This is a genomic window from Vibrio sp. RM-41-2B (assembly GCF_024744415.1).
GTDB lineage: Bacteria > Pseudomonadota > Gammaproteobacteria > Enterobacterales > Vibrionaceae > Vibrio > Vibrio diabolicus.
Map to the genome: position 1 here is coordinate 162098 of NZ_JAMQWD010000003.1, position 23110 is coordinate 185207.

Here is a 23110-nt window from a genome sequence, read left to right on the forward strand (position 1 = left end):
AGGAATACTCAAGGATGACAGACAGTCCAGTATTGGCACTTGCTAAAGATCTGATCAGTAGACAATCTGTAACGCCGGAAGACGCAGGTTGTCAGGATTTGATGATCGAGCGCTTAAAAGCACTCGGGTTTGAAATTGAAGTAATGGTGTTTGAAGATACCACGAACTTCTGGGCTCGACGTGGTTCAGAAGCGCCACTATTTGCGTTTGCTGGCCACACCGATGTGGTACCTGCTGGCAAACTGGAGCACTGGGATACACATCCGTTTGAACCAACTATTATTGATGGTTACCTACACGGTCGCGGTGCAGCGGACATGAAAGGGTCGCTAGCTGCTATGGTCGTTGCTGTCGAACGCTTCATTGCAGAGAACCCAGACCACAAAGGCTCAATCGGCTTTCTAATTACGTCGGATGAAGAAGGACCATTTATCAATGGTACCGTTCGTGTTGTAGAAACGTTGATGGCACGTGGCGAAAATATCGACATGTGTATCGTCGGTGAACCATCCAGTACCGAAGTAGTTGGCGATGTGGTGAAAAATGGACGTCGCGGCTCTATCACTGGCGATTTGACGGTAAAAGGAACACAAGGCCACGTGGCCTATCCTCACCTAGCCAATAACCCTGTGCACAAGTCTCTACTCGCGATTCATGAACTCGCAACAACCGAGTGGGACAAAGGAAATGATTATTTCCCACCAACCAGCTTCCAGATCCCGAACGTATCGGCTGGCACTGGTGCGTCTAACGTCATTCCTGGCGAGTTCCATGTTCAGTTCAACCTACGTTTTAGTACTGAGCTTAACAATGACGCAATTGTTCAGCGTGTTACCGAAACACTAGACAAGCATGAGCTGGACTACGACCTAAAATGGACATTCAACGGCGACCCATTCCTGACCGATACAGGCGCGCTGCTAGATGCAGTTGTTGCTGCTGTTGCCGAAGTGAATGATACGAAGCCAGCACTACTTACAACTGGCGGTACGTCTGATGGTCGCTTTATCGCTCGAATGGGTGGTCAAGTCGTAGAGTTAGGCCCTGTTAACGCTACGATTCATAAAGTGAACGAATGCGTGAAAGTGGACGATCTAGAAAAGTTGACTGACATGTACGAGAACACGTTGAAACACCTGTTAGCGAAGTAATCAGCGAGAACACCATGACACCAGAGCAACTCACCGGCACCACAGATTCTCATCTGCAATCCACTTTAGTGGGTCAAAAAGCGTTTCTACTCCACCCTGAAGTAGCTGACGATCTGCTAAAGATGATTGAAGCGGCAACAGAAGCAGGTTTTAAAATGGAAATCGCCAGTGGTTTTCGTGACTTCAACCGCCAAAAAGCGATCTGGAACGGGAAGTTTTCTGGTGAGTTGCCAATTCTCGACGTCAACTCCCGCCCTTTAAACAAAGCAGAGTTAAATGACGAAGAGAAGTTGATGGCCATTTTGCGCTGGTCGGCACTGCCTGGAGGAAGTCGTCATCATTGGGGTTGCGATTTTGATGTCTATGCGCGCAATTTATTGCCTACTGACACCAAACTCAAGCTGGAGCCTTGGGAGTACCTTGAAGGCCACCAGCAAGCGTTCTACCAATGGTTAAAAGCCAACCTTGGTCGATTCGGCTTCTTCTTCCCTTATCAGCAAGATTTAGGTGGCGTTTCGATTGAGCCTTGGCACATTAGCCACCGCACTGTCGGGCAACAGTGCCTCGCGCAATTGACGCATGATGTGCTTAGAAACCAGCTGATTCAGCAAAATCAGACCGACAACATTGCAGGGATTGACGTCATACTGAATAATTTGGATAACGTCGTTGCCAAATTTATTCACAATATCACGCCGCCGGAGGCTCTATGATAGAAATACTCACCAACCCTTGGGTCATTATCATTGTAGTGTTGAGCGTGGTCATTGGTAACATTGCCGCACTCAAATACACCGCAAAAATGAAGTTTGGTCAGATGGATAAAAGCCGTAAGAACGATTTAGATAAGCTGAACACGTTGGATAAACAGCGCTCCGCTGACGAGGAGAGCAACAAAGACGAGCCTCGTTAGTTAAACACCTACTTTATCCCGACACGCCGAATATAAGCATCAAAAAAGGGACCACTGGGTCCCTTTTCAATTATTGTGTAAACGTATCGCGTTAAGTTCGCTTTGGTTACTGCTTCACCGTCGCAGCCAATACAGGCGCTAGTGATTTCAAAAACTCTTCTTCTACTGGCTTACCAGAGGAATCCGTAATATTGATAGACGTACGGTTGCCTAAATCACCAAGTAAGAATGTGTACTTACCAGCGTCTAACTCCACTGGTTTAACGCCGATATCGTTCCAGAATTCATCATCCGGAGACGCATATTTCGCAGTGATTGTGCCCTGAGACTGGCTACGCTCTTCAATCTTAAAGCCCATCTTAGGTAGAATATTAGGCAGACGTTGCCAAAGCATGTTGTATTGCGCACGCGCGACAATCACAGGAAGCCCGCTGCGGTCTTTACCCATTGTAATTGGGATCTGTTTAACCAACTCTTGCGCTTTACGTTGTGCTTCTTCACGTACTTCTTGATCGTAGCGAGCGGTTACCAAGTTAGTCATGAACACATTGTAGCGCTCACGGTTGGTCGCCGTTACTTCTTTCACTTGATTGCCTTCACGCCAGTCAATAAGACTCACTTTAAAGCCGTGTCGACCATTTGCTTCAGCACGTACGATCTCATATCGGCTACCAATTTCCAGCTCTTCGTCTGGCGAATCCCACGTCACCCAACCCGTCTCGATACGAGAATCCGTTTGGCTTTCAACTGGAATCTCGTTGGCCGCGACCATGTTTTGTACCGTTTGCCAAACTTTATCTAGTTCATCTTTACGAAGTAGCCAAAGTGTCACTTCACCATCACTACTGCGGTCCAGACGTGCACCAGGAATAAGCTCTAGGACTTGTTGAGGTGGACGAATGTCGACATCTTTACCTACACCACCAGCATAGTTACCCTGAGGGATCTCATAGTTCGGATAAAACTGTGGCTGTGCGCCTTGTGGGACATTCCACTCACCCAAATTGGGGGAGTTCAAATAGTCGAAGTCATCTTTTGCTTGACGACGTTGATTGGCACCACCTGAACAGGCAGTCAATACGAATACAGCTAATGAACTTAACACTAACTGGCTTGAAAGCTTCATCTATACTCCTAAAACACCGAGGGCGCTTTGGCCCCCAGTATGAACTTCAATCCTAGTAACTCAATCTTAATAGCTCAATTTTAATAAATACCGGCGTCGGTTAACGCCTGTTCGACGATCGGCTGCGATTGTTCAGAAAGTGTGGTTAAAGGAAGACGCAAACCACCTTCTTCAATCAAACCAAGCTTTTGCGCTGCCCATTTTACTGGGATAGGGCTTGCTTCAATGAAAAGGTTTTTGTGTAGAGTCATCAAGCGTTGGTTAATCGCTTCTGCTTCTTCGTACTTACCTTCACTTGCCAAATGGAACATGTCTGCCATGTCTTTAGCTGCAATATTGTTCGTTACCGAGATAACACCATTGCCGCCAAGTTTCACAAAATCGAGACCCGTCGCATCATCGCCACTTAGTAAGATAAAATCTTCGCCACAAAGTTCACGATGAATTGCAATTCGGTCCAAATCGCCCGTTGCATCTTTTAAAGCCACGATATTATCAAGCTTTGACAAGCGTGCCACTGTTTCTGGCTGCATATCAACAGCAGTACGGCCTGGTACGTTGTATAAAATTAGAGGCACATCACTCGCTTCAGCAATTGCCTTGTAGTGCAAGAACAAACCTTCTTGAGTTGGTTTGTTGTAATACGGTGTCACACTCAGGAAGCCAGCAATACCAGAATCAGCCAGTAATTTGCTAAATGTTACTGCCTCGTGGGTTGCATTTGCACCCGTGCCAGCAATCACAGGGATGCGACCGTCGGCAAACTCAACAGTTTTATTAACGACCTTTACATGCTCTTCAATGGTCAGTGTCGCTGACTCACCTGTTGTGCCTACTGCCACAATACCGTCTGTACCCGCTTCAACGTGGTACTCTACTAGCTTTTGCAGACTGTCAAAGTCTACTTCGCCATCTGCTTTGAATGGCGTAATCAGCGCTACGATACTTCCTGAAAACATGTTTATCTCCCTCATTTAACTCTTTCTGCATGGTACTGTAATGCGATTGAAAAACACAAGAGCGTAAACTCGCTTACAAAGTACAAATGAATGAATAATTATCAGTTGTTAGAGGTCTAGCAACTTAATTGCTCTATTTGGTTTGATTAGCGGCAATATTGATAATCGTGTTGGGCTTTCGAGTGACTTTAGAATCTATCAGTGATTTGGAAAATACTGAAGTGCACAAGCCAGGAAAATATACTCTTGGGTTGCGCTCGCCAAGTCAGACCTGAGTGAATAAAAAGACCAAACAATACGCAAGCACATCATGCAAACGTTTTATTCCCCCAACTCCCTCGTTTACTGCTTGCCTCCAATCGTTCACCTCAAGAGCCAACCTGCTTTTTTGTAAACTAAAAAAAGAACTGACTCGATATTTCTCCGCAATATCTGTGCTAACATCTCTCTATTGAAGAAAGGACAAGAAGCTCATTTATGAAGCAACATCTGGTACTTACAGCAGTTGGAACGGACCGTCCAGGCATTTGTAACCAAGTCGTACACCTCGTTACTCAAGCCGGTTGTAACATAGTCGATAGCCGTATCGCTATCTTTGGAAGTGAATTTACGCTGATCATGCTCCTAACTGGGAACGCCAGTAGCGTGACTCGAGTAGAAACGCAATTGCCTCTACTTGGCCAAGAGCATGACCTGATTACGATTATGAAGCGTACGTCGGCGCACGAATTGCTCGACAACAGCTACACAATGGAAGTGTTTATTGAGTCTGAAGACCGCCCAGGTCTGACTGAAAAGTTTACTAAGTTCTTCGCGGATCAACAGATTGGTTTGGACTCACTCAGCGCGCAAACTATCAGTAAGTCGAAAATTCAACTTGATGCCGACCAATTCCACATTGCGATTACCGCATCAGTAAGTGCAGATTGTAACTTAATGCAATTACAAGAAGATTTCGATGAACTTTGTCAGTCGCTCAACGTACAAGGTTCTCTGAATTTCATTAAAAACACACTATAAAGTAAAGGAAATCACCATGAATACGCTGACAGCAGGCTCGCCAGCGCCAGCCTTCTCTTTGCTCGACCAAGACGGAAATACCGTTTCTCTTGAAGACTTTAAAGGCAAGAAAGTACTTTTCTACTTTTACCCTAAGGCGATGACTCCGGGTTGTACTACACAAGCAAAAGGTCTTCGTGACATCAAAGCTGAACTCGATGCACACAACGTGGTGGTACTTGGCGTAAGCATCGACCCTGTAAAACGCCTAGGCAAATTCATCGAGCGTGATGATTTAAACTTCACCCTGCTTTCTGACGAAGATCATGCCGTTGCAGACCAATTTGGCGTTTGGGGCGAAAAGAAATTCATGGGTAAAGTATACGATGGTCTTCACCGCATTAGCTTCCTGATCAATGAAGAAGGCGTAATTGAACACGTGTTCAACAAGTTCAAAACCAAAGATCACCACGAAGTCGTATTAAATTACCTGAACGAAAACGCATAAGCGCGATCCGTTCTCAAATAACAAAAAGCCCAGCAAACTGCTGGGCTTTCTTTTGAGCATTGTTCTTTGGTAACGCCTACTCTTGTTCGACTGGTTCGTTTTCTTCCGTACTTGGTAAGGCATGCCATACGGCTTTAACTAGTGTCGCCAACGGAATGGCGAAGAATACGCCCCAAAAACCCCACAAGCCACCGAAGACTAACACTGCCACAATGATGGCAACTGGGTGTAGATTTACCGCCTCGGAAAACAGAACAGGAACCAACACATTACCATCCAGCGCTTGGATAATACCGTAAGCAAGCAGCAACCAATAAAACGGAGGCGCAAGACCCCATTGGAACAGACCAACGATGGCGACAGGCACAGTTACAGCTGCCGCGCCGATATAAGGAATTAACACCGATAGACCGACAGCTACGGCAAGCAGCGCCGAATAGCGAAGATCTAAAATGGCAAAAGTCACGTAACTCACGCCACCCACGATTAAAATCTCGAGCACTTTACCGCGAATGTAATTTGATATCTGCTCGTTCATTTCATGCCAAACTTTATTCGCCAATTTACGGTTTTTCGGCAGAATACCGCTTGCGATTCTCAGCATTTCTTCTTTGTCTTTAAGCAAAAAGAAGATAAGTAGTGGCACTAAAATCAGGTATACCGCTAGCGTCGCAATACTGACTAATGACGCAAGTGAGCCTTTTACTACACTCTCACCAAGTCCCAACGCTTGGTTTTTGGCATTTGTCACCACGGTTTCTACAATTTCTAAGTTTGCTAACTCAGGATGACGTTCTGGTAGCGTGACAATAAACTTTTGTAACCCGTTGTACATGTTTGGAATATCGTTAATTAGATTACCGACCTGAGTCCAAATCGTCGGAACCAAACCAAACAAAGCGATCAACATCAATCCGACGAACATTAAGATCACGATGATGACCGACAAAGTGCGCGGCACGCCCATGCGACACATTTTTACGACTGGCCATTCAAGTAAATAAGCCAAAACGATCGCGACAAGCAATGGCGCAATCAAATGCCCAAAGAAGTAAATGGTGATAAAACCAAACAGCAAGATCGCGACGAGACTTACTGCATGAGGGTCTGAGAAACGTCGTTTATACCAACGACTAACCATTTCAAACATCTTATGCGGATTCCTTATTGAATACAGTCAATGTGTAGTGCTCTGATGTAGATTGGCAATCAACTGAGTACCCTTGGGCACTGAGATAGTTCACAATGTCTCGTTTAGAGCTGTTATCCACCACTTGAATAACAAGTTGATGATACTGCTGCGTTTCTCCTTGAAAGACTTCAGCAGCGTGACGCTTTGCAAGTAACAGTGCCATAGGGCAACGTTGTTCACGCAAATCAAGTAACATGGATTCCATTGTATTGCTCTGCACTTATGATAGGGTTGTATTGTAACGGCTTTTTGAGCTGGTGCTAGCACTTCTGACATGATTTAACCACATGCTGAAATGACTCGGATATAAAATAATTTACGAAACCAATTCATTTATTTCCGGTCTTATTGCTAGCTTATATCCTCGCGGATAACCAAAACGCATGTGGCGCTGTTGAGAGGTTCTCAGCCTCTAACCACATGCTTATGTATTTTGGAGAACCTTTTAAACGTATGTTAAAACGCACTCGCTCGCTAGTTTGCTTATGTCTTGCAGCTGCAATCAGTTCGCCGACAACTTATGCCAATAGCATTGACTTGCCAGACATTGGCACGGCTGCTGGTGGCACGCTCTCAATAGACCAAGAGTTGATTTACGGCGACGCCTATATGCGTATGCTCAGAGCCAGTAAACCTATCGTTAATGATCCTGTTATCAATGAGTATATTGACGCTCTCGGGCACAGATTAGTAGCCAATGCGAACGATGTAAAAACGCCGTTTCACTTCTTTATGATTCGCGACCGCAATATTAACGCGTTCGCGTTTTTTGGTGGTTACGTAGCGTTGCACTCTGGGTTGTTTCTTCATGCACGTTCAGAAAGCGAGTTAGCCTCTGTTGTTGCTCACGAGATTGCGCACGTCACACAACGCCACCTTGCGCGCAGCATGGAAGAGCAAGCACGTCGCTCTCCGGCCACATTAGCTGCACTCGCTGGCGCATTACTGCTTTCGATTGCCTCACCAGAAGCGGGGATGGCTGCAATTACGGCGGCAACCGCAGGTAACATGCAAAGCCAAATCAACTACACTCGCGCGAATGAAAAAGAAGCGGATCGCTTTGGTATTTCAACACTGGCAAAAGCTGGTTTTGATGTTCAAGCAATGCCACGTTTTTTTGGCCGTCTTGCAGATGAATATCGTTATGCGAGTAAACCGCCGCCAATGCTACTGACTCACCCACTACCTGAAGATCGAATTACCGATAGCCGTGCGCGAGCAAGGACCTATCCACCAATGCGAGTAGTGCCTTCAATAGACTATCACCTAGCGCGTGCGCGCATTGTGGCGCGGTACGCCGGCATTGACGGACAAGCTGCTTTAGGCTGGTTTGAGCGAACTCAAAAGAAAGCCTCTGCGGACATTACACCTGCTTTTGACTATGGGCGAACACTCGTACATTTAGACAGCAAACGCTTGTCTCAAGCGGAACCTATTTTGAAAAAGTTGCTGGAGCAGGACCCAAGTAACCCGTTCTACCTGGATGCTATGACGGATTTATATATCGATAAGAAGCAGCCAGAAAAAGCAACCGATATGCTCCGTAAAGCGTTATCTCGGAACCCTCAAAATAAAGTATTGACCATTAACTATGCCAATGCGCTACTTGAGGACAATAAAAACGATCAAGCCACGCGAGTTCTTCAGCGATACACTCATGATTATCCTGAAGATACAAATGGCTGGCACCTAATATCGAAGAGCTACCACGCACTAGGACGTAGTGATGAAGAGTTGGCTGCGCGAGCGGAAATTTTGGCGTTGCGAGCAAACTGGAATAAAGCGATTCAATATTATAGTGAAGCAAGTAAAATGGCCAAGTTGGGCAGCTTAGAGCAAGCTCGATACGATGCCCGTATTGACCAACTAATGATCCAAAGAGATCGATTCATGGCATTACAATAACGAAATGGAGAAAACCATGTCAGTCGTGATTTATCACAACCCTCGTTGCTCAAAAAGCCGTCAAACACTTGAACTGCTTGAGCAAAATGGTGTTACACCGGAAGTCGTCAAATACCTAGAAACACCACTTAACGTAGATGAGCTAAAAGCGCTGTACGCACAACTTGGCTTTTCATCTGTACGTGAAATGATGCGCACCAAAGAAAGCGAATACAAAGAACTTGGCCTAGGCGAAGACTCTGTTAGCGATGAGCAATTGTTCGAAGCAATGGCGAAAAATCCAAAATTATTTGAGCGTCCGGTGGTAGTTGCCAACGGCAAAGCGAAAATTGGTCGACCACCAGAGCAAGTGTTGGATATTCTATAAATGGATTGCCAGATCCTTATTTTGTATTTCAGCCGTCACGGCTCGACAAAACAACTGGCAAGACAGATAGCAAGAGGAGTCGAATCGACTCCTCAATGCCAAGCAATTTTGCGTACAGTTGAAGAATTGTCACCTCACTCACACTCCCCTTCTGATCCAATTGTTACTCTAGAGGAACTGAAAACGTGCGACGGTCTAGCGTTTGGCAGTCCCGTCTGGTTTGGCAACATGGCTGCGCCTTTAAAGCACTTCTGGGATCAGACTACATCTTTATGGGTCAGTGGTGACTTAATCGATAAGCCAGCTTGTGTCTTTACCTCTTCCTCTTCGATGCATGGTGGTCAAGAAACAACGTTACAAAGCATGATGACCCCTTTATTGCATCACGGGATGATGGTTTTGGGCATTCCTTATGCCGAACCAGAGCTACACACTACGCAGTCCGGAGGCACTCCGTATGGCGCCAGCAGTGTAGGCCATGAGGCAACCCTCAGCAGTGAAGAGATTCGTCTGGCACAACAATTAGGCAAAAGGCTGGCAACTGCAGCGTTAAAACTAAAAGTCTGTTAGTAAAATCAAGGATAGTTAATCGATGTCTGACTCTTTAGACCAAACACCACTCGGTACACAGGCTAAAACCTATCGTTACCTGGCTTTATTTGGCAACTTAGCCTTATTGGCCTGGGTCGCTATTTGGCAGCTTGCGTTGTCCCCTCACCCTCACCTCAGCAGCACAACACTTGCTATTGCTTGGTGTATTCCGCTATTACTTCCGTTGCCTGGTATTTTGGCCGGCAAGCCTTACACTCATGCTTGGGCTAACTTTGTTCTTATGCTGTATTTCTTGCATGCGCTGACCATCCTTTATGTGGATGGCGGAGAACGTTGGCTTGCGGCAGTAGAGTTGCTCCTGACTTCACTCGGTTTCGCTGGCAATATTTTGTTTGCTAGAGCGAGAGGCAAAGAGCTAGGTCTTAAGTTGAAACGCCTCTCTCAAGTAGAAAAAGAAGAAAAAGCGAAATTCAATAAATAACGCCAATCGCAGTCAATCACTGATCATTGGTTCGAATACGAATTTAGAAAACAAAAAGAGTCGCTATTGCGACTCTTATTTACGCTTACCACATTGGTGTTTGATCCTTGCGCTTCACGCCTGGAAAGCTATCAATGCGATTACGATGCCGAGCGCCACTCGTAGATCAAGTCATACTGTTCTCGGACAGGCTCCACAATCATCGGCTGAGTTGGTTGCGTTTCGTCCTTTGCTTCCGCCGCGATATCCGTAGGCACTTCAGACTGCACTTTTTCTACCATAGCTGTATCTTTAGCTTCATTCATCGGAGCAATTGGCTCTGCTTCTTGAGTTAAAGCTGGGGCATCAACTTCACCCAAAGGATCTTCAAAAACCATTAATTGAGAAATAGAAGAAGCTTCTTTCTCAAAAGCTTGTTGAGATGCCAAAAGATGGATGTTGAGCGTCAGCTCATCACCTTGGACACGCTTAATTTCCGTACCCGCAACCGAATTAAGTTGTTTTAACGCATTCTCTAAACGGAAGAAGTCCGTGGCAGACGTTACATTAAGGACTTTCACCGCCAACGCTTTTGAAGATTTTCCAGATACTACCACTGCGCTCTTACTCGCGTAATAGTCAGCGATGCCATCAACCATCTCAGCAATGGCATTGGCGCCTGATGCTGAACCGTTACGCGGAGAGCGTTGTGCTTCAACAATTCTCATTGGTGATTGATCGTATAACGTCCAGCGAATTTGTTCACCTTGAGCGCGCACAACTAAAACAGCATCCACTGGGTATCGCTGGCTGGCTTGGCCAATAGGTTCAATAAAGCCGCCCCAAAGATCAGAAACATTCACACCAGTTACATCATCAAAATCACCAACCGGGATCGTGATCGGCAAGCCTCTCGATTTCGCAGCACTGCGAAGTGCTACAACGTTTGAAGAGTCGGAATGCTCCCAAGCAATATTACGATCGTAGCTCTGCTCTTCCACCATCCAAACCAAAATATTGGCGCGATTTGGCGACCAAGATGGCAATTGTGCTTGTGTTAAAAGCGAGCTGATTTGGTCGCTGTTAAACAACATTTTTAAGCTCGCTTTTCCATCAACCTGCCCATAGCTCAGTTGGGAAATGTAACGCGCACTTGAACCAAGTGCCTTTTTAATCACTGGATTGCTTAAAGAGGATTGAGAACCGGTCGCTCGAACAATCACATCCTGCATACCTTGTTGACGAGCCAGAGACTCACCGTCGTTCTGCTCACTGTCGATAACCACTTCGGCACGATAGATATCCACCTGAGTTAATGCATATACTGGTAGGGACAACCAACCTATCAGTAAGAGAGCTAAATAGCGCATAGTTTTTATAATCCTCTGAACAAGAACCCGAATAATAAGCAACTATCAAATCTTGAGCAAGGTAAGTACTGAGTAAATTGTCTGTATTATGACCAGCTTTGTTAACTCGGGCCTCAACCAGCGCTTCAGTGCTATTTTTTATAATAAACTCATTGCTTATTAAGCTATCTCAACAAGTTAGGCTGTCTATTTTTCACCTTCACGCAAGACACGTAAAAGAGGACAATTTGCAAGCAACTAACTCTCAAAAACGCTATTTATGGGAAAGATTCAATCGAAAGTTTGATCCATGCAACGTTGCAAACGATTGCAGGATGATAGTATTCGCCGGATTTGTCTGCGTATCTTGAAAATAGGGAATTATTATGAAAAACGCGTTACAAGGCGCTCAAATGCTCTTTGTCGCTTTTGGTGCTTTGGTGCTTGTGCCGCTGCTAACTGGCCTTGATCCAAATGTCGCCCTCTTTGGTGCCGGTGTCGGTACTCTCCTCTTCCAATTAATGACTAAACGTTCTGTTCCCATCTTCCTTGCCTCTTCTTTTGCGTTTATTGCTCCTATTATGTTCGGTATCCAAACTTGGGGTATCGGCGCAACGATGGGCGGCTTAATGGCAGCGGGCCTGGTTTATGTGGCTCTAGGGGCGATGATCAAAGTGCGTGGTGTTGGATTTATCCATAAAATTCTCCCCCCTGTTGTCGTTGGCCCTGTGATCATGGTGATTGGTCTTGGCCTTGCTCCAACAGCAGTGAACATGGCGGTAGGTAAAACCGGTGATGGTGCTGCACAGCTTGTTAATGGTGATGCTGCGATCATCATCTCGGCGGTCTCACTGCTCACAACCATTGTACTAAGCGTGTTTGCAAAAGGCTTCTTGAAGCTCGTTCCTATTGTTGGTGGTATTCTTGCTGGTTACTCTGTTTCTCTATTCTATGGGGTGGTTGATTTCACTCCAGTAACACAAGCGGCTTGGCTAGCTATGCCAAACTTCACCGCGCCAGAGTTCAACATAAACGCAATCTTGTTCATGATTCCTGTCGCTATCGCACCTGCGGTAGAGCACGTAGGTGACATGCTTGCTATCTCAAACGTTACAGGTAAAAACTACCTGAAAAAACCTGGCCTTCATCGCACAATCGCAGGTGACGGGGTGGCAACTATCGCAGCCTCGATGGTGGGTGCTCCACCAAACACCACTTACAGTGAAGTTACAGGAGCGGTAATGCTAACCAAAGCATTTAACCCTGTGATCATGACTTGGGCTGCGATCACTGCAATCGTACTTGCATTGGTAGGTAAGCTAGGCGCGATTCTTCAAACGATTCCAGTTCCTGTCATGGGTGGCATCATGATTCTGCTGTTCGGCTCTATCGCCACGGTAGGACTTAATACACTGATCAAGAATAACGTTGATTTACATAAGTCTCGTAACCTAGTGATCGTTGCCGTAACACTTGTATTTGGTATTGGCGGTATGGCTTTCGGTATTGGCGAGTTCAGCCTACAAGGTGTGAGCCTATGCGGTATCGTGGCAATTATTCTTAACCTTGTGCTACCAAACGATTTAGGTGAAAACCACGTTGTAGATAACGCACAAATGGAAGAAGAGAACGCGAAATAGTGCGTCTGCGCTGCTTTACTGAGTGGCGCATTTTATTCTTCTCGTATTATAGATATAAAAAAGGCTTGGTTTTCACCAAGCCTTTGTTTTTTCTGTTCAGTCGTAGTAATACATTAAAGAATTACTTAGTACCGAAGATCTTATCACCTGCATCACCTAGACCCGGTACGATGTAGCCTTTGTCATTTAGCTTCTCATCGATTGCAGCAGTGTATAGCTCCACATCTGGGTGTGCTTTTTCTAGCGCTTCAATACCTTCTGGTGCAGCAACAAGTACTAACACTTTGATTTGGTTACAACCTTTCTCTTTTAGAAGATCGATCGTAGCAATCATAGAACCACCTGTTGCAAGCATTGGGTCAACAACAAGCGCAATACGCTCATCGATGTTAGAAGCAAGCTTGTTGAAGTAAGGAACTGGCTCAAGTGTTTCTTCATCACGGTAAATACCAACAACACTGATACGTGCGCTTGGCATGTGCTCAAGAACACCGTCCATCATGCCTAGACCTGCACGTAGGATTGGTACTACGGTTACTTTTTTACCTTTAATTTGGTCTACTTCTACCGGACCGTTCCAACCATCAATGGTCACTTTTTCTGTTTCAAAGTCTGACGTTGCTTCGTAAGTAAGTAGGCTACCGACCTCAGTCGCTAACTCACGAAAACGTTTTGTGCTGATGTCACCTTCTCTCATTAGACCAATTTTATGTTTTACTAGAGGGTGCTTTACTTCAACAACTTTCATGTCCATCTCCGGCTATAGTTGGCAATATTTAAACAAACCTTCAGATTATACATGATTTTTACAGGGATATCAGGATAAATCACTAAAGAAAAAAACAGACGCAAACGTTTGCTATCTGTGTTTAAGCACTGTTAGAATAGCGCCGTTTTCATATCCAACTTAATACCGAGGACTTCCCTGTGAGTGGTAACAACTCTTCTCTTAGCTATAAAGACGCTGGTGTAGATATTGATGCAGGCAACGCGCTTGTGGATCGTATTAAGGGTGCGGTAAAACGTACTCGTCGCCCTGAAGTTATGGGTGGTATCGGTGGTTTTGGCGCGCTATGCGAATTGCCAACCAAATACAAACAACCTGTACTGGTTTCTGGTACTGATGGCGTAGGTACTAAGCTTCGCCTAGCGCTGGATATGAACAAGCACGACACTATCGGCATCGACCTTGTTGCGATGTGTGTAAATGATCTTATCGTGCAAGGCGCAGAGCCACTGTTCTTCCTAGATTATTACGCAACAGGCAAACTAGACGTTGATACCGCAGCGGATGTTGTTTCAGGTATCGCTGAAGGGTGTGTTCAAGCAGGTTGCGCCCTAATTGGTGGCGAAACTGCGGAGATGCCTGGCATGTATGAAGGCGAAGACTACGATGTAGCTGGTTTCTGTGTTGGCGTCGTCGAAAAAGAAGACGTGATCGACGGCACGAAAGTCGCTGCTGGTGATGCACTTATCGCTGTTGGCTCAAGCGGCCCACACTCAAACGGTTACTCCCTTATCCGTAAAATCCTAGAAGTATCTGGCGCAGATAAGAACGAAGAACTAGTAGGTCGCACTATCGGTGAGCACCTACTAGAACCAACTAAGATTTACATCAAATCAGCACTTAAGATGATTGAGAAACACGACATCCATGCGATTTCTCATATCACTGGTGGTGGTTTCTGGGAAAACATCCCACGTGTGCTGCCTGAAGGCACAAAAGCAGTTATCGATGGTAACAGCTGGGAATGGCCAGTGATCTTCAAGTGGCTACAAGAGAAAGGCAACGTCGACACACACGAAATGTACCGCACATTCAACTGTGGTGTAGGTCTAATCGTCGCACTACCGAAAGACCAGGCAGACGCAGCAGTTGCTCTTCTTAAAGAAGAAGGCGAAAACGCATGGGTGATTGGTCAAATCGCACAAGCTGAAGCGAACGAAGAGCAAGTTGAAATCCAATAATTTGCAAATCGAGCTCAAAAGATAAGAAGAATGAGGACACTAGATGACTAGGTCCTCATTTTGCTATCTAGAACACTAAAAACCATTCTATTAGTAGGTAGTTTAGAAGCTACATAACTCCAACCTACCATACCAAGGCGCTCTCGACATCATGAAAAACCATACCCTAAAAAACATTGTGGTCCTCATCTCGGGTAACGGAAGTAATCTGCAAGCTATCTTGGAAGCTTGCGAAGACAGCATGCCAAACGCACGAGTGGCAGCCGTGTTCTCTAACAAAGCTGATGCTTTGGGTTTAGAACGTGCAAAAAAGTTTGATGTAGACGGTCACTTTGTCGACCCTAAAGCATTCGACTCGCGTGAAAGCTTTGATGCAGAGCTAATGAGTCAAATCGATGAGTACCAACCAGACGTGATTATTCTGGCGGGCTACATGCGTATTCTGAGCAGCGAGTTTGTTTCTCATTACATGGGTAAGATGATCAATATCCACCCTTCTCTTCTACCAAAATATCCTGGGCTACACACACACCAGAGAGCAATAGATGCTGGCGACAAAGAACATGGTACGAGTGTGCACTTTGTAACGGAAGAGCTTGATGGTGGCCCTGTCATACTGCAAGCAAAAGTTCCGGTGTTCGAAGACGATGATGCTAGTGTACTTGCTGCGCGTGTGCAGGCTCAGGAGCACCGAATCTACCCTATGGTGGCTAAGTGGTTGGTAGACGAGCGGTTGATCATGAAGGATGGTAAAGCCTATTTAGATGGCGCAGAACTTGGCGCACACGGCTACGCCTCCGATGAGTAGTCCTGAATACCAAACTCCAAACACAAAAGAGCAGCCTGAGAGCTGCCTTTTGTTATTTTGAAACATATAAACTTGATTCAAGAAAGCCGTAGTGAGACTAGAAACCTAAAACCCAACATTCTAAAAAAATCCCATAACCACTTGAGTAACACGACACTCGGAAAGTAGATTCTGAATCTGGTTCGTTCCTCACCGTTCAGAATAACGTGGTGTTTTATGAGAAATTTCTATCAGTTACATCTTTCCGGCAAGCCTTAGCGAGACTAGGAAGCTAGAAAGTATGAGAGTTCACCAGTATCCGCATTCGGTTGAAAACGTATAAAAATAAAGCTCGCGATTAAGCGAGCTTTACGAGTTGTTCCGAGTTAACCGCTATTCTAACGGCTCAGTTGGCGCCTGATTGCCCGGTTTCGCCGCTGCAAACGGCACATTCACCAGTTCAGAGGCATTGTTTTTCACTAGTTCACCTAGGTGAAACAAGCCGTACTCGCCAGGTTTCATCCGCTGCCAAGCTTCGTTACCCGTTAAAGGTTGAGTCGCGATCACAGAAACAATGTCATGTGGCGTTGTTTCTTCTTGGAAGTTAATTTCCACATCTTCATCAAGCAAAGCGGCTTTACCAAACGGTGCGCGTCTCGTGATCCAATACAAGTGATTGGTGCAATACGTCATTACATACTCACCATCACTCAGAAGCATGTTAAATACACCCTTCTCTCTTAGCTCATCACAACATTTAGCAACATATAAGAATACCGATTCCATGTCCTTTGGCGGCTCAGGATATCGATCTTCCATTTGCTTCAACAACCAGCAAAATGCCAGTTCACTATCTGTCTCACCGACAGGTCGGTGTCGACCCGTATGTAAGTCTTGATAGCCTGAGAGCTGACCGTTGTGCGCAAACGTCCAATACCTCCCCCACAGCTCACGTGTAAAAGGGTGAGTATTTTCTAAATTAACGCCGCCACGATTCGCCTGCCGGATATGGCTAACGACAGCGCGACTTTTGATGGGATAATTTTGCACTAACTCTGCAATTTGCGACTCACAACTTGGCTTGGGATCTTTGAAAGTTCGAAAACCTTTCCCTTCGTAGAAGGTAATTCCCCATCCGTCACGGTGTGGGCCAGTTCGACCTCCACGCTGCATGAGCCCGGTAAAACTGAAACAAATATCCGTCGGAACATTAGCGCTCATACCGAGCAATTCACACATGATTTAAAAAACTCCCTAACAACACAGCTCGAAAAGGTGGCCGTGAAACGACTATTCCATCTCTTTTTCAATCAACTGAATGATGATATGAATAATCTTAATATGAATTTCCTGAATACGGTCCGCATAACCAAAGTGTGGCACGCGGATTTCAATATCGGCAAGCCCTGCCATTTTGCCGCCATCTTTGCCTGTTAGCGCAATCGTCTTCATGCCTTTCGCTTGCGCCGCTTCAATCGCTTTCAGGATGTTACCTGAGTTACCTGAAGTCGACAGACCAAACAGTACGTCACCTTTTCGACCAACGGCTTCTACATAACGGGAAAACACGAAGTCATAACCAAAGTCATTACTCACGCAAGAAAGGTGACTTGGATCTGAAATAGCAATACCAGCATAGCCAGGACGGTTTTCTCGGTAACGGCCTGTTAACTCTTCGGCAAAGTGCATCGAATCACAGTGAGAACCACCGTTACCACATGACAGTACTTTACCATCTTGCTTGAATGAGTCAGCAATCATTTTCGCCGCTGCTTCGATTTGTGCAATGTTATGGTCATCGCTTAAAAATTTGTTGAGCACTTCAGCAGCTTCGTTTAATTCACTTCTAATCAGATCATGGTACATAAGACGTTCTCTTTATTATTTCGGCTTCAGTCAGTCCTAGATTCACTGAGCAAATTGTTCTGATACCAATTTGGTATCGGACATTTCATAAACCTGAACTCGGGTTTGATTACTCTGAGTTTACCCACAAACGAGAATTAGTGTCGATAGTGAACCAACAGATTTAGATTGGTGATGGTAATAAACTTGTCAACTTGCTCATGAAACCATCACTCAAATCGCAACTTTAGAACTTTAACTCTACTTAGATCACTTTTTATCCAATCTTATGTTTTACATTTCCTTAATATTTTGATTACACTTAAACCAACTGGTTAGACCTCTTACCTAACATACAGACGTACAACACTTATAAAGTCTGAAAAGGAAAATACATATGGACATCTTGCTCTCAATCATCACGATGACGGTCGTGCTAGGCATTACGCTCTACCACCGCATGTCTCTCGTGAAATCTATTAGTTTACTCACAGCAGCTTTGTTAGCGCTCACAGTAATAGGCGCGGTTGGCGTTACTGGTTGGGCTATTTACGTTCTTGCTGCCGCTGTATTCGCGGTTCCTGGCGTACGTCAGTCTTTGGTAAGCCGCAAAGCATTAGCGCTTTTCAAGAAAGTGCTGCCAGCTATGTCTCAAACCGAAAAAGAAGCGTTAGACGCAGGTACCGTCTGGTGGGAAGCCGAGCTATTTAAAGGCAAACCAGAGTGGCAAAAGCTTCACGCAATTCAAGCACCTAAATTAAGTGCAGAAGAACAAGCCTTTTTAGACGGTCCAGTGAATGAAGTGTGTGCCATGGTGAGCGATTTCCAAGTGACTCACGAACTCGCAGACTTACCACCAGAAGTATGGCAATACCTGAAAGATCACAAATTCTTCGCCATGATCATTAAGAAAAAGTACGGTGGTCTTGAGTTCTCAGCATACGCGCAATCACTAGTACTACAAAAACTAACGGGTGTTTCTGGCGTTCTATCGTCTACCGTTGGTGTTCCTAACTCTTTGGGCCCTGGTGAGCTACTGCAACACTACGGTACTGAAGATCAGAAAAATCATTACTTACCGCGCCTAGCTGAAGGTAAGGAAATCCCTTGTTTCGCCCTAACAAGTCCAGAAGCGGGTTCTGACGCTGGATCTATTCCAGATTACGGTGTGGTCTGTAAAGGCGAATGGGAAGGAAAAGAAGTACTGGGTATGCGCCTGACTTGGAACAAGCGCTACATCACCCTAGCGCCAGTCGCAACGGTACTAGGCTTAGCATTTAAACTTCGCGATCCTGAAGGTTTGCTAGGCGACAAAGAAGATCTTGGCATCACTTGTGCGCTTATCCCAACTGATGTCAAAGGTGTTGAGATTGGTAACCGACACTTCCCGCTCAATGTGCCTTTCCAAAATGGCCCAACGCGCGGTAAAGACATCTTTGTTCCTATCGATTTCATTATCGGTGGTGAAAAAATGGCGGGCCAAGGTTGGCGTATGCTGGTTGAGTGTCTGTCGGTTGGACGTGGTATCACGCTACCTTCAAACTCAACAGGTGGCATCAAAACTGCGGCAATGGCAACGGGCGCTTACTCACGCATTCGTCGTCAGTTCAAACAACCTATCGGTCACATGGAAGGCGTAGAAGAGCCATTGGCACGTCTTGGTGGTAATGCTTACGTAATGGATGCAGCAAGTAACTTAACCGTGGCAGGTATCGACCTAGGTGAAAAACCTTCGGTTATCTCAGCTATCGTGAAGTACCACTGTACGCACCGTGGACAACAAAGCATCATCGACGCAATGGACATCGTAGGCGGTAAAGGGATCTGTATGGGACCTTCTAACTTCCTAGCGCGTGGTTACCAAGGTGCGCCAATCGCGGTAACGGTTGAGGGTGCAAACATCCTAACTCGTTCAATGATCATCTTTGGTCAAGGTGCGATTCGCTGTCACCCTTACGTTCTTGAAGAAATGAACGCAGCGTACTCTGATGCCAGTGACTCTGTAGAGAAGTTTGATAAAGCGCTTGCTGGTCACGCGAGCTTCACCATGAGTAACCTCGTTCGCAGCATCTGGTTTGGTTTGAGCGACGGTTTAGGTTCTTCATCACCAACCAAAGATGCAACCAAACGTTACTACCAACAATTGAACCGTTACAGCGCAAACCTTGCTCTGCTATCGGATATCTCAATGGCAGTGCTAGGTGGCTCTTTGAAACGTAAAGAGCGTCTATCAGCGCGTCTTGGTGACATTCTAAGCCAGCTATATTTGAGCTCTGCGACGTTGAAACGTTTTGAGCAAGATGGCCGCCCAGTCGAAGATTTACCATTAGTACACTGGGGTCTACAAGACAGTTTGAAACAAGCGGAAGTGGCGGTAGACGAATTCTTAGCAAACTTCCCGAACAAAGTGATTGGTCGTGCACTGCGCGTGTTAATCATGCCATTCGGTCGTGTACGCAAAGCGCCAAGCGATAAACTAGACAGCAAAGTGGCGCGCATTCTACAAACGCCTAGTGCAACGCGCTCACGCATTGGTCGCGGTCAGTACCTTGAACCAACCGAGCACAACGCAGCAGGTAAGATTGAGCTTGCCCTGTCAGTCATTCTTCAAGCTGAGCCAGTGTTCGACAAAGTATGTAAAGCGCAAGGCAAACGTCGTCCATTCCTACGTTTGGATATGATTGCTCAGGAAGGGCTAGAGCAAGGCTTCATAACGCAAGAAGAAGCCGATCTACTCAGAGAAGCGGAACAGCATCGTCTGGATACAATAAACGTTGACGACTTTGAGCCGGAATTGCTCGCCGCAAAGCCGCTATACCCTCAGATGGATAGCGTTGCTTAACTTTCTAATCTGAAACCATAAAACGGGAGTAACAACTCCCGTTTTTTTATAGCTACCAGAATAGCGTTCATAACACCTCACACCACGAAGAACCTCTGCGCAAGCGCAATAAAATCCACGCACTCCGACCCTTCCCCCCGATTTCCAGTGATAACTAACTCACAGACGTTCCAAGCAAGCGGTGTATACTTTTAAGTAACTCACTCACATATATGGTAAATCCGTTGGCTAAAATATTATTCGCACAGTGGTTCCCAGGGCTTGTTCAGCTTAAGCATTATCAAAAAGAATGGTTTGTTAACGACTTTAGAGCCGCCTTTTCTGTTGTCGCGGTTGCCCTGCCAGTTGCCATTGCTTATGCACAATTAACCGGGGTATCCGCAATTGTCGGTCTGTACTCGTGTGTACTGCCAATGTTGGTGTACGCCATGATGGGCACATCTCGACAACTCATTGTCGGACCCGATGCAGCAACTTGTGCAGTGATCGCTGCTGTTGTAACACCACTTGCCGCAGGTGATCCTACAAAACATTGGCAGTTAGTCATGACCATGACAGCGATGACTGGTATTTGGTGTGTACTGGCAAGTCGTTTCAAGTTAGGGGTGTTTGCAGACTTCCTTTCTCGCCCGATTCTTTTGGGTCTACTCAACGGTGTCGCTCTCACGATTATCGTTGGTCAGTTTGCCAAAGTGGTCGGTTTGAAATACGAACAACGTTATTTGCTGGAACGCTTATGGGAGGCTCCACAACGATTAACCGAGCTTCATTGGCCTACCGTAACTCTGAGTATCGTGACGGTTGTCGTTTATTTACTCACCAAACGCTACCGACCAACTTGGCCTGCTGCCATGCTGGCGATACTCGTGACTACCGCGTCAGTTTGGTTTTTCCATTTACAAGAGATGGGCGTATCCGTAGTTGGGCTCACTCAAGGTGGTTTCCCTCAGTTTCAAACGCCGGAGTTTGAGCTAGGTGAAGTTCGTGAGCTAGTGGTCCCGGCGCTCAACCTTGCGATTGTCAGCTTTGTTAGCATGATGCTCACCGCGCGCAGTTTCGCCGCCAAAAACGGTTATGATATTGATGCAAATAAAGAGTTTCAGGCGTTGGGCTTTGCCAACATTGCCTCGGCGTTTTCGCAAGGTTTCGCGATAAGCGGAGCTGACTCACGCACAGCGGTAAATGATGCCAATGGCGGGAAATCTCAATTAGTTTCGATTGTCGCCGCAATCACTATTGCCATTATTGCGGTATTTATTTATGAGCCTTTACAGTTTATTCCCATCGCATCACTTGGTGTCGTGTTGATCATCGCATCCTTGTCTCTGCTCGATCTCAAAGCCATTTGGAAATTAAAATCTCGTGACAAAGATGCGTTCTATCTAGCAATCATCACTTTTATTTCTGTTTTGATCGTAGGCGTAATACCGGGGATCACTTTGGCGGTACTGCTAGGGCTGTTTCAATTTTTACGTATTGTCATGCGACCGAGTGATCAGCTACTTGGCTTGGATGAAAAAGGCACAATTCGGACCATCGACGACTCAGGAAAAGCATCACCTATTCCAGGAATGGTGATTTACCGCTTTAACTCGCCGCTGACTTACTTCAACGCACCTTACTTTAAACGCCGAGTGTTAGAGCAAGTAGAACATCACAAAGACGCAAGTTGCGTTGTCATCGACGCCGTATCGAGCTTTACTCACTTGGATCTCAGTGTGATGGCAACACTGGCAGATATTCACAATACTTTAAAAAAGAGAGGCGTACGCTTAATCCTCGCAGGAAGGAAACGACGCTTACGTCAATGGTGTGAGCTTACTGGTATCAGCACCAGTGAAGGAGGTATCTTACTTCGAGCCGATATGTACCTTGCCATTAAACTTAGTGGCTGTTACATCAGTGCTGTGGGTGAGGGACAAATTCCTACTGTTCAAAAAGAGCCTGATTTAGAGCAGCCACCCAAACCAATTCCAGAAGTGGCTTAAGTAGAAATTTAATATAGAAAACAGGAAATTAAACTCCTGTTTTCTATTGCTTATTTGCACAGCTGAATACGTGTTACACCTTCGGCTTAAACTTTTTTGTCATCCCTTGGCTTTTAGGAGCCACCAGCCTATAACCAAGCTTTTCGTAAAAGACCGGCTCATCAGCAATCATAGAAACGTAAGAGCCTTCAAGTGCAACAGAAGAAAGATAACCGTCGATGTATTCCATGACTTTTCTACCTAAACCGTTACCTTGATAATCAGAATCAACGGCAACGTCGACAATTTCGAAGTTACACGCCCCGTCACCAACAACCCGACCCATTGCAATGAGCTTTCCTTCATCCCGGACAGATACGCCATACAACGAATTGGGTAGACCAATTTCAGCAGCTTTCAACGATTTGGGTGATAGCCCGGCTTTGACACGCATATCACAGTATTCTTTCGGGCTTGGCACATGCTCTTCATATCTTATTGTCATTATGTACGACTCCTTTATATCATCTTGGAGCTTACACAACCAAACTGTATAAATAAACAGTTAAACATTGGAAAG

Annotated in this window: 23 protein-coding genes; 14 read left to right on the plus strand and 9 right to left on the minus strand. The window is 45.7% G+C overall.

All coding sequences use genetic code 11. The features are described 5' to 3' along the window. Nucleotides 1-14: 14 nt before the first annotated feature. From dapE to NB463_RS00835, 3 genes are read left to right on the plus strand one after another with little or no spacing between them, the layout of a single operon-like run. On the plus strand, nucleotides 15-1151 hold the full coding sequence (gene dapE / locus NB463_RS00825) for a succinyl-diaminopimelate desuccinylase (protein WP_145532727.1): 1137 nt from the start codon (nucleotides 15-17) through the stop codon (nucleotides 1149-1151). 14 nt (nucleotides 1152-1165) lie between these two features. Beyond that, a complete protein-coding gene (locus NB463_RS00830) occupies nucleotides 1166-1864 on the plus strand; it encodes a M15 family metallopeptidase (RefSeq protein WP_145532725.1) in 699 nt (232 codons plus the stop codon). Continuing rightward, nucleotides 1861-2064 carry a DUF2897 family protein gene (locus NB463_RS00835; protein WP_012841517.1) on the plus strand — a complete coding sequence of 68 codons (204 nt, stop codon included), beginning with the start codon at nucleotides 1861-1863 and terminating at the stop codon, nucleotides 2062-2064. Before NB463_RS00830 ends, NB463_RS00835 begins: the two co-directional genes overlap by 4 nt. A gap of 106 nt (nucleotides 2065-2170) precedes the next feature. Here the strand turns inward: NB463_RS00835 and bamC are convergent, their stop codons facing one another. After that, complete coding sequence (gene bamC / locus NB463_RS00840) at nucleotides 2171-3190, minus strand: outer membrane protein assembly factor BamC (RefSeq protein WP_258431094.1); 1020 nt, start codon at nucleotides 3188-3190, stop codon at nucleotides 2171-2173. An 80-nt stretch (nucleotides 3191-3270) separates the two neighbouring features. Next, entirely contained in the window at nucleotides 3271-4149 is an 879-nt protein-coding gene (gene dapA / locus NB463_RS00845) for a 4-hydroxy-tetrahydrodipicolinate synthase (RefSeq protein ID WP_176320057.1), read from the minus strand. Between the two features lie 477 nt (nucleotides 4150-4626). Between dapA and NB463_RS00850 the strand changes: the two genes are divergently transcribed. Together NB463_RS00850 and bcp are read left to right on the plus strand one after the other, a co-directional pair. Continuing rightward, nucleotides 4627-5169 carry a glycine cleavage system protein R gene (locus tag NB463_RS00850; protein WP_012841515.1) on the plus strand — a complete coding sequence of 181 codons (543 nt, stop codon included), beginning with the start codon at nucleotides 4627-4629 and terminating at the stop codon, nucleotides 5167-5169. Nucleotides 5170-5185: 16 nt separating this feature from the next. Continuing rightward, on the plus strand, nucleotides 5186-5656 hold the full coding sequence (bcp, locus tag NB463_RS00855; RefSeq protein ID WP_005380418.1) for a thioredoxin-dependent thiol peroxidase: 471 nt from the start codon (nucleotides 5186-5188) through the stop codon (nucleotides 5654-5656). A 76-nt stretch (nucleotides 5657-5732) separates the two neighbouring features. Here the strand turns inward: bcp and NB463_RS00860 are convergent, their stop codons facing one another. Together NB463_RS00860 and NB463_RS00865 are read right to left on the minus strand one after the other, a co-directional pair. After that, nucleotides 5733-6806 (minus strand): AI-2E family transporter, encoded by a 1074-nt coding sequence (locus NB463_RS00860; protein WP_145532723.1) that lies wholly within the window; start codon nucleotides 6804-6806, stop codon nucleotides 5733-5735. Between the two features lies 1 nt (nucleotide 6807). Further along, entirely contained in the window at nucleotides 6808-7044 is a 237-nt protein-coding gene (locus tag NB463_RS00865) for a sulfurtransferase TusA family protein (protein WP_046875522.1), read from the minus strand. Nucleotides 7045-7301: 257 nt separating this feature from the next. On the opposite strand from NB463_RS00865, the gene NB463_RS00870 reads away from it, so the two are divergent. Genes NB463_RS00870 through NB463_RS00885 form a run of 4 tightly spaced genes read left to right on the plus strand, consistent with a single transcriptional unit; the run spans nucleotide 7302 to nucleotide 10153 of the window. Next, the gene (locus tag NB463_RS00870; protein ID WP_258431097.1) at nucleotides 7302-8753 is read left to right on the plus strand and encodes a beta-barrel assembly-enhancing protease; all 1452 of its coding nucleotides are present in this window, start codon (nucleotides 7302-7304) and stop codon (nucleotides 8751-8753) included. Between the two features lie 16 nt (nucleotides 8754-8769). After that, nucleotides 8770-9120: an arsenate reductase (glutaredoxin) gene (gene arsC / locus NB463_RS00875; RefSeq protein WP_053809780.1), complete on the plus strand. Its 351-nt coding sequence runs from the start codon at nucleotides 8770-8772 to the stop codon at nucleotides 9118-9120. After that, nucleotides 9121-9690 carry an NAD(P)H:quinone oxidoreductase gene (gene wrbA / locus NB463_RS00880; RefSeq protein WP_012841512.1) on the plus strand — a complete coding sequence of 190 codons (570 nt, stop codon included), beginning with the start codon at nucleotides 9121-9123 and terminating at the stop codon, nucleotides 9688-9690. It abuts the gene before it with no gap. Nucleotides 9691-9712: 22 nt separating this feature from the next. Further along, nucleotides 9713-10153, plus strand: coding sequence for a DUF2069 domain-containing protein (locus NB463_RS00885; protein ID WP_012841511.1), 441 nt, complete (start codon nucleotides 9713-9715; stop codon nucleotides 10151-10153). A gap of 140 nt (nucleotides 10154-10293) precedes the next feature. Here NB463_RS00885 and NB463_RS00890 read toward each other — a convergent pair whose 3' ends face one another. After that, a complete protein-coding gene (locus NB463_RS00890; protein WP_258431098.1) occupies nucleotides 10294-11502 on the minus strand; it encodes a DUF2066 domain-containing protein in 1209 nt (402 codons plus the stop codon). Nucleotides 11503-11867: 365 nt separating this feature from the next. Between NB463_RS00890 and NB463_RS00895 the strand changes: the two genes are divergently transcribed. Further along, nucleotides 11868-13121, plus strand: coding sequence for a uracil-xanthine permease family protein (locus NB463_RS00895; RefSeq protein ID WP_226421026.1), 1254 nt, complete (start codon nucleotides 11868-11870; stop codon nucleotides 13119-13121). 121 nt (nucleotides 13122-13242) lie between these two features. On the opposite strand, the gene upp is transcribed toward NB463_RS00895, so the two are convergent. Continuing rightward, the gene (upp, locus tag NB463_RS00900; RefSeq protein WP_041852906.1) at nucleotides 13243-13869 is read right to left on the minus strand and encodes a uracil phosphoribosyltransferase; all 627 of its coding nucleotides are present in this window, start codon (nucleotides 13867-13869) and stop codon (nucleotides 13243-13245) included. Between the two features lie 179 nt (nucleotides 13870-14048). Here upp and purM point away from each other — a divergent pair, with 179 nt between their 5' ends. Then, nucleotides 14049-15089, plus strand: coding sequence for a phosphoribosylformylglycinamidine cyclo-ligase (gene purM / locus NB463_RS00905; RefSeq protein WP_053809783.1), 1041 nt, complete (start codon nucleotides 14049-14051; stop codon nucleotides 15087-15089). 151 nt (nucleotides 15090-15240) lie between these two features. Next, nucleotides 15241-15897 carry a phosphoribosylglycinamide formyltransferase gene (purN, locus tag NB463_RS00910; RefSeq protein ID WP_053809784.1) on the plus strand — a complete coding sequence of 219 codons (657 nt, stop codon included), beginning with the start codon at nucleotides 15241-15243 and terminating at the stop codon, nucleotides 15895-15897. A gap of 372 nt (nucleotides 15898-16269) precedes the next feature. Here the strand turns inward: purN and NB463_RS00915 are convergent, their stop codons facing one another. Beyond that, the gene (locus NB463_RS00915) at nucleotides 16270-17115 is read right to left on the minus strand and encodes a class II glutamine amidotransferase (RefSeq protein ID WP_006741678.1); all 846 of its coding nucleotides are present in this window, start codon (nucleotides 17113-17115) and stop codon (nucleotides 16270-16272) included. 51 nt (nucleotides 17116-17166) lie between these two features. Continuing rightward, nucleotides 17167-17742, minus strand: coding sequence for a D-sedoheptulose 7-phosphate isomerase (lpcA, locus tag NB463_RS00920; RefSeq protein ID WP_005380392.1), 576 nt, complete (start codon nucleotides 17740-17742; stop codon nucleotides 17167-17169). A 376-nt stretch (nucleotides 17743-18118) separates the two neighbouring features. On the opposite strand from lpcA, the gene fadE reads away from it, so the two are divergent. Then, on the plus strand, nucleotides 18119-20563 hold the full coding sequence (gene fadE / locus NB463_RS00925; protein ID WP_258431099.1) for an acyl-CoA dehydrogenase FadE: 2445 nt from the start codon (nucleotides 18119-18121) through the stop codon (nucleotides 20561-20563). 212 nt (nucleotides 20564-20775) lie between these two features. Next, entirely contained in the window at nucleotides 20776-22551 is a 1776-nt protein-coding gene (locus tag NB463_RS00930) for a SulP family inorganic anion transporter (protein WP_046875514.1), read from the plus strand. 73 nt (nucleotides 22552-22624) lie between these two features. Here NB463_RS00930 and NB463_RS00935 read toward each other — a convergent pair whose 3' ends face one another. Continuing rightward, nucleotides 22625-23035, minus strand: a complete 411-nt coding sequence (locus NB463_RS00935; protein WP_114323537.1) for a GNAT family N-acetyltransferase — start codon at nucleotides 23033-23035, stop codon at nucleotides 22625-22627. Between the last annotated feature and the right edge of the window lie 75 nt (nucleotides 23036-23110).

What these genes read in the sequence shown, in the direction of transcription:
- dapE (WP_145532727.1), top strand. Translation starts at nt 15, where the DNA reads ATGACAGACAGTCCAGTATTGGCACTTGCTAAAGATCTGATCAGTAGA.
- NB463_RS00830 (WP_145532725.1), top strand. Translation starts at nt 1,166, where the DNA reads ATGACACCAGAGCAACTCACCGGCACCACAGATTCTCATCTGCAATCC.
- NB463_RS00835 (WP_012841517.1), top strand. Translation starts at nt 1,861, where the DNA reads ATGATAGAAATACTCACCAACCCTTGGGTCATTATCATTGTAGTGTTG.
- bamC (WP_258431094.1), bottom strand. Translation starts at nt 3,190, where the DNA reads ATGAAGCTTTCAAGCCAGTTAGTGTTAAGTTCATTAGCTGTATTCGTA.
- dapA (WP_176320057.1), bottom strand. Translation starts at nt 4,149, where the DNA reads ATGTTTTCAGGAAGTATCGTAGCGCTGATTACGCCATTCAAAGCAGAT.
- NB463_RS00850 (WP_012841515.1), top strand. Translation starts at nt 4,627, where the DNA reads ATGAAGCAACATCTGGTACTTACAGCAGTTGGAACGGACCGTCCAGGC.
- bcp (WP_005380418.1), top strand. Translation starts at nt 5,186, where the DNA reads ATGAATACGCTGACAGCAGGCTCGCCAGCGCCAGCCTTCTCTTTGCTC.
- NB463_RS00860 (WP_145532723.1), bottom strand. Translation starts at nt 6,806, where the DNA reads ATGTTTGAAATGGTTAGTCGTTGGTATAAACGACGTTTCTCAGACCCT.
- NB463_RS00865 (WP_046875522.1), bottom strand. Translation starts at nt 7,044, where the DNA reads ATGTTACTTGATTTGCGTGAACAACGTTGCCCTATGGCACTGTTACTT.
- NB463_RS00870 (WP_258431097.1), top strand. Translation starts at nt 7,302, where the DNA reads ATGTTAAAACGCACTCGCTCGCTAGTTTGCTTATGTCTTGCAGCTGCA.
- arsC (WP_053809780.1), top strand. Translation starts at nt 8,770, where the DNA reads ATGTCAGTCGTGATTTATCACAACCCTCGTTGCTCAAAAAGCCGTCAA.
- wrbA (WP_012841512.1), top strand. Translation starts at nt 9,121, where the DNA reads ATGGATTGCCAGATCCTTATTTTGTATTTCAGCCGTCACGGCTCGACA.
- NB463_RS00885 (WP_012841511.1), top strand. Translation starts at nt 9,713, where the DNA reads ATGTCTGACTCTTTAGACCAAACACCACTCGGTACACAGGCTAAAACC.
- NB463_RS00890 (WP_258431098.1), bottom strand. Translation starts at nt 11,502, where the DNA reads ATGCGCTATTTAGCTCTCTTACTGATAGGTTGGTTGTCCCTACCAGTA.
- NB463_RS00895 (WP_226421026.1), top strand. Translation starts at nt 11,868, where the DNA reads ATGAAAAACGCGTTACAAGGCGCTCAAATGCTCTTTGTCGCTTTTGGT.
- upp (WP_041852906.1), bottom strand. Translation starts at nt 13,869, where the DNA reads ATGAAAGTTGTTGAAGTAAAGCACCCTCTAGTAAAACATAAAATTGGT.
- purN (WP_053809784.1), top strand. Translation starts at nt 15,241, where the DNA reads ATGAAAAACCATACCCTAAAAAACATTGTGGTCCTCATCTCGGGTAAC.
- NB463_RS00915 (WP_006741678.1), bottom strand. Translation starts at nt 17,115, where the DNA reads ATGTGTGAATTGCTCGGTATGAGCGCTAATGTTCCGACGGATATTTGT.
- lpcA (WP_005380392.1), bottom strand. Translation starts at nt 17,742, where the DNA reads ATGTACCATGATCTGATTAGAAGTGAATTAAACGAAGCTGCTGAAGTG.
- fadE (WP_258431099.1), top strand. Translation starts at nt 18,119, where the DNA reads ATGGACATCTTGCTCTCAATCATCACGATGACGGTCGTGCTAGGCATT.
- NB463_RS00930 (WP_046875514.1), top strand. Translation starts at nt 20,776, where the DNA reads ATGGTAAATCCGTTGGCTAAAATATTATTCGCACAGTGGTTCCCAGGG.
- NB463_RS00935 (WP_114323537.1), bottom strand. Translation starts at nt 23,035, where the DNA reads ATGACAATAAGATATGAAGAGCATGTGCCAAGCCCGAAAGAATACTGT.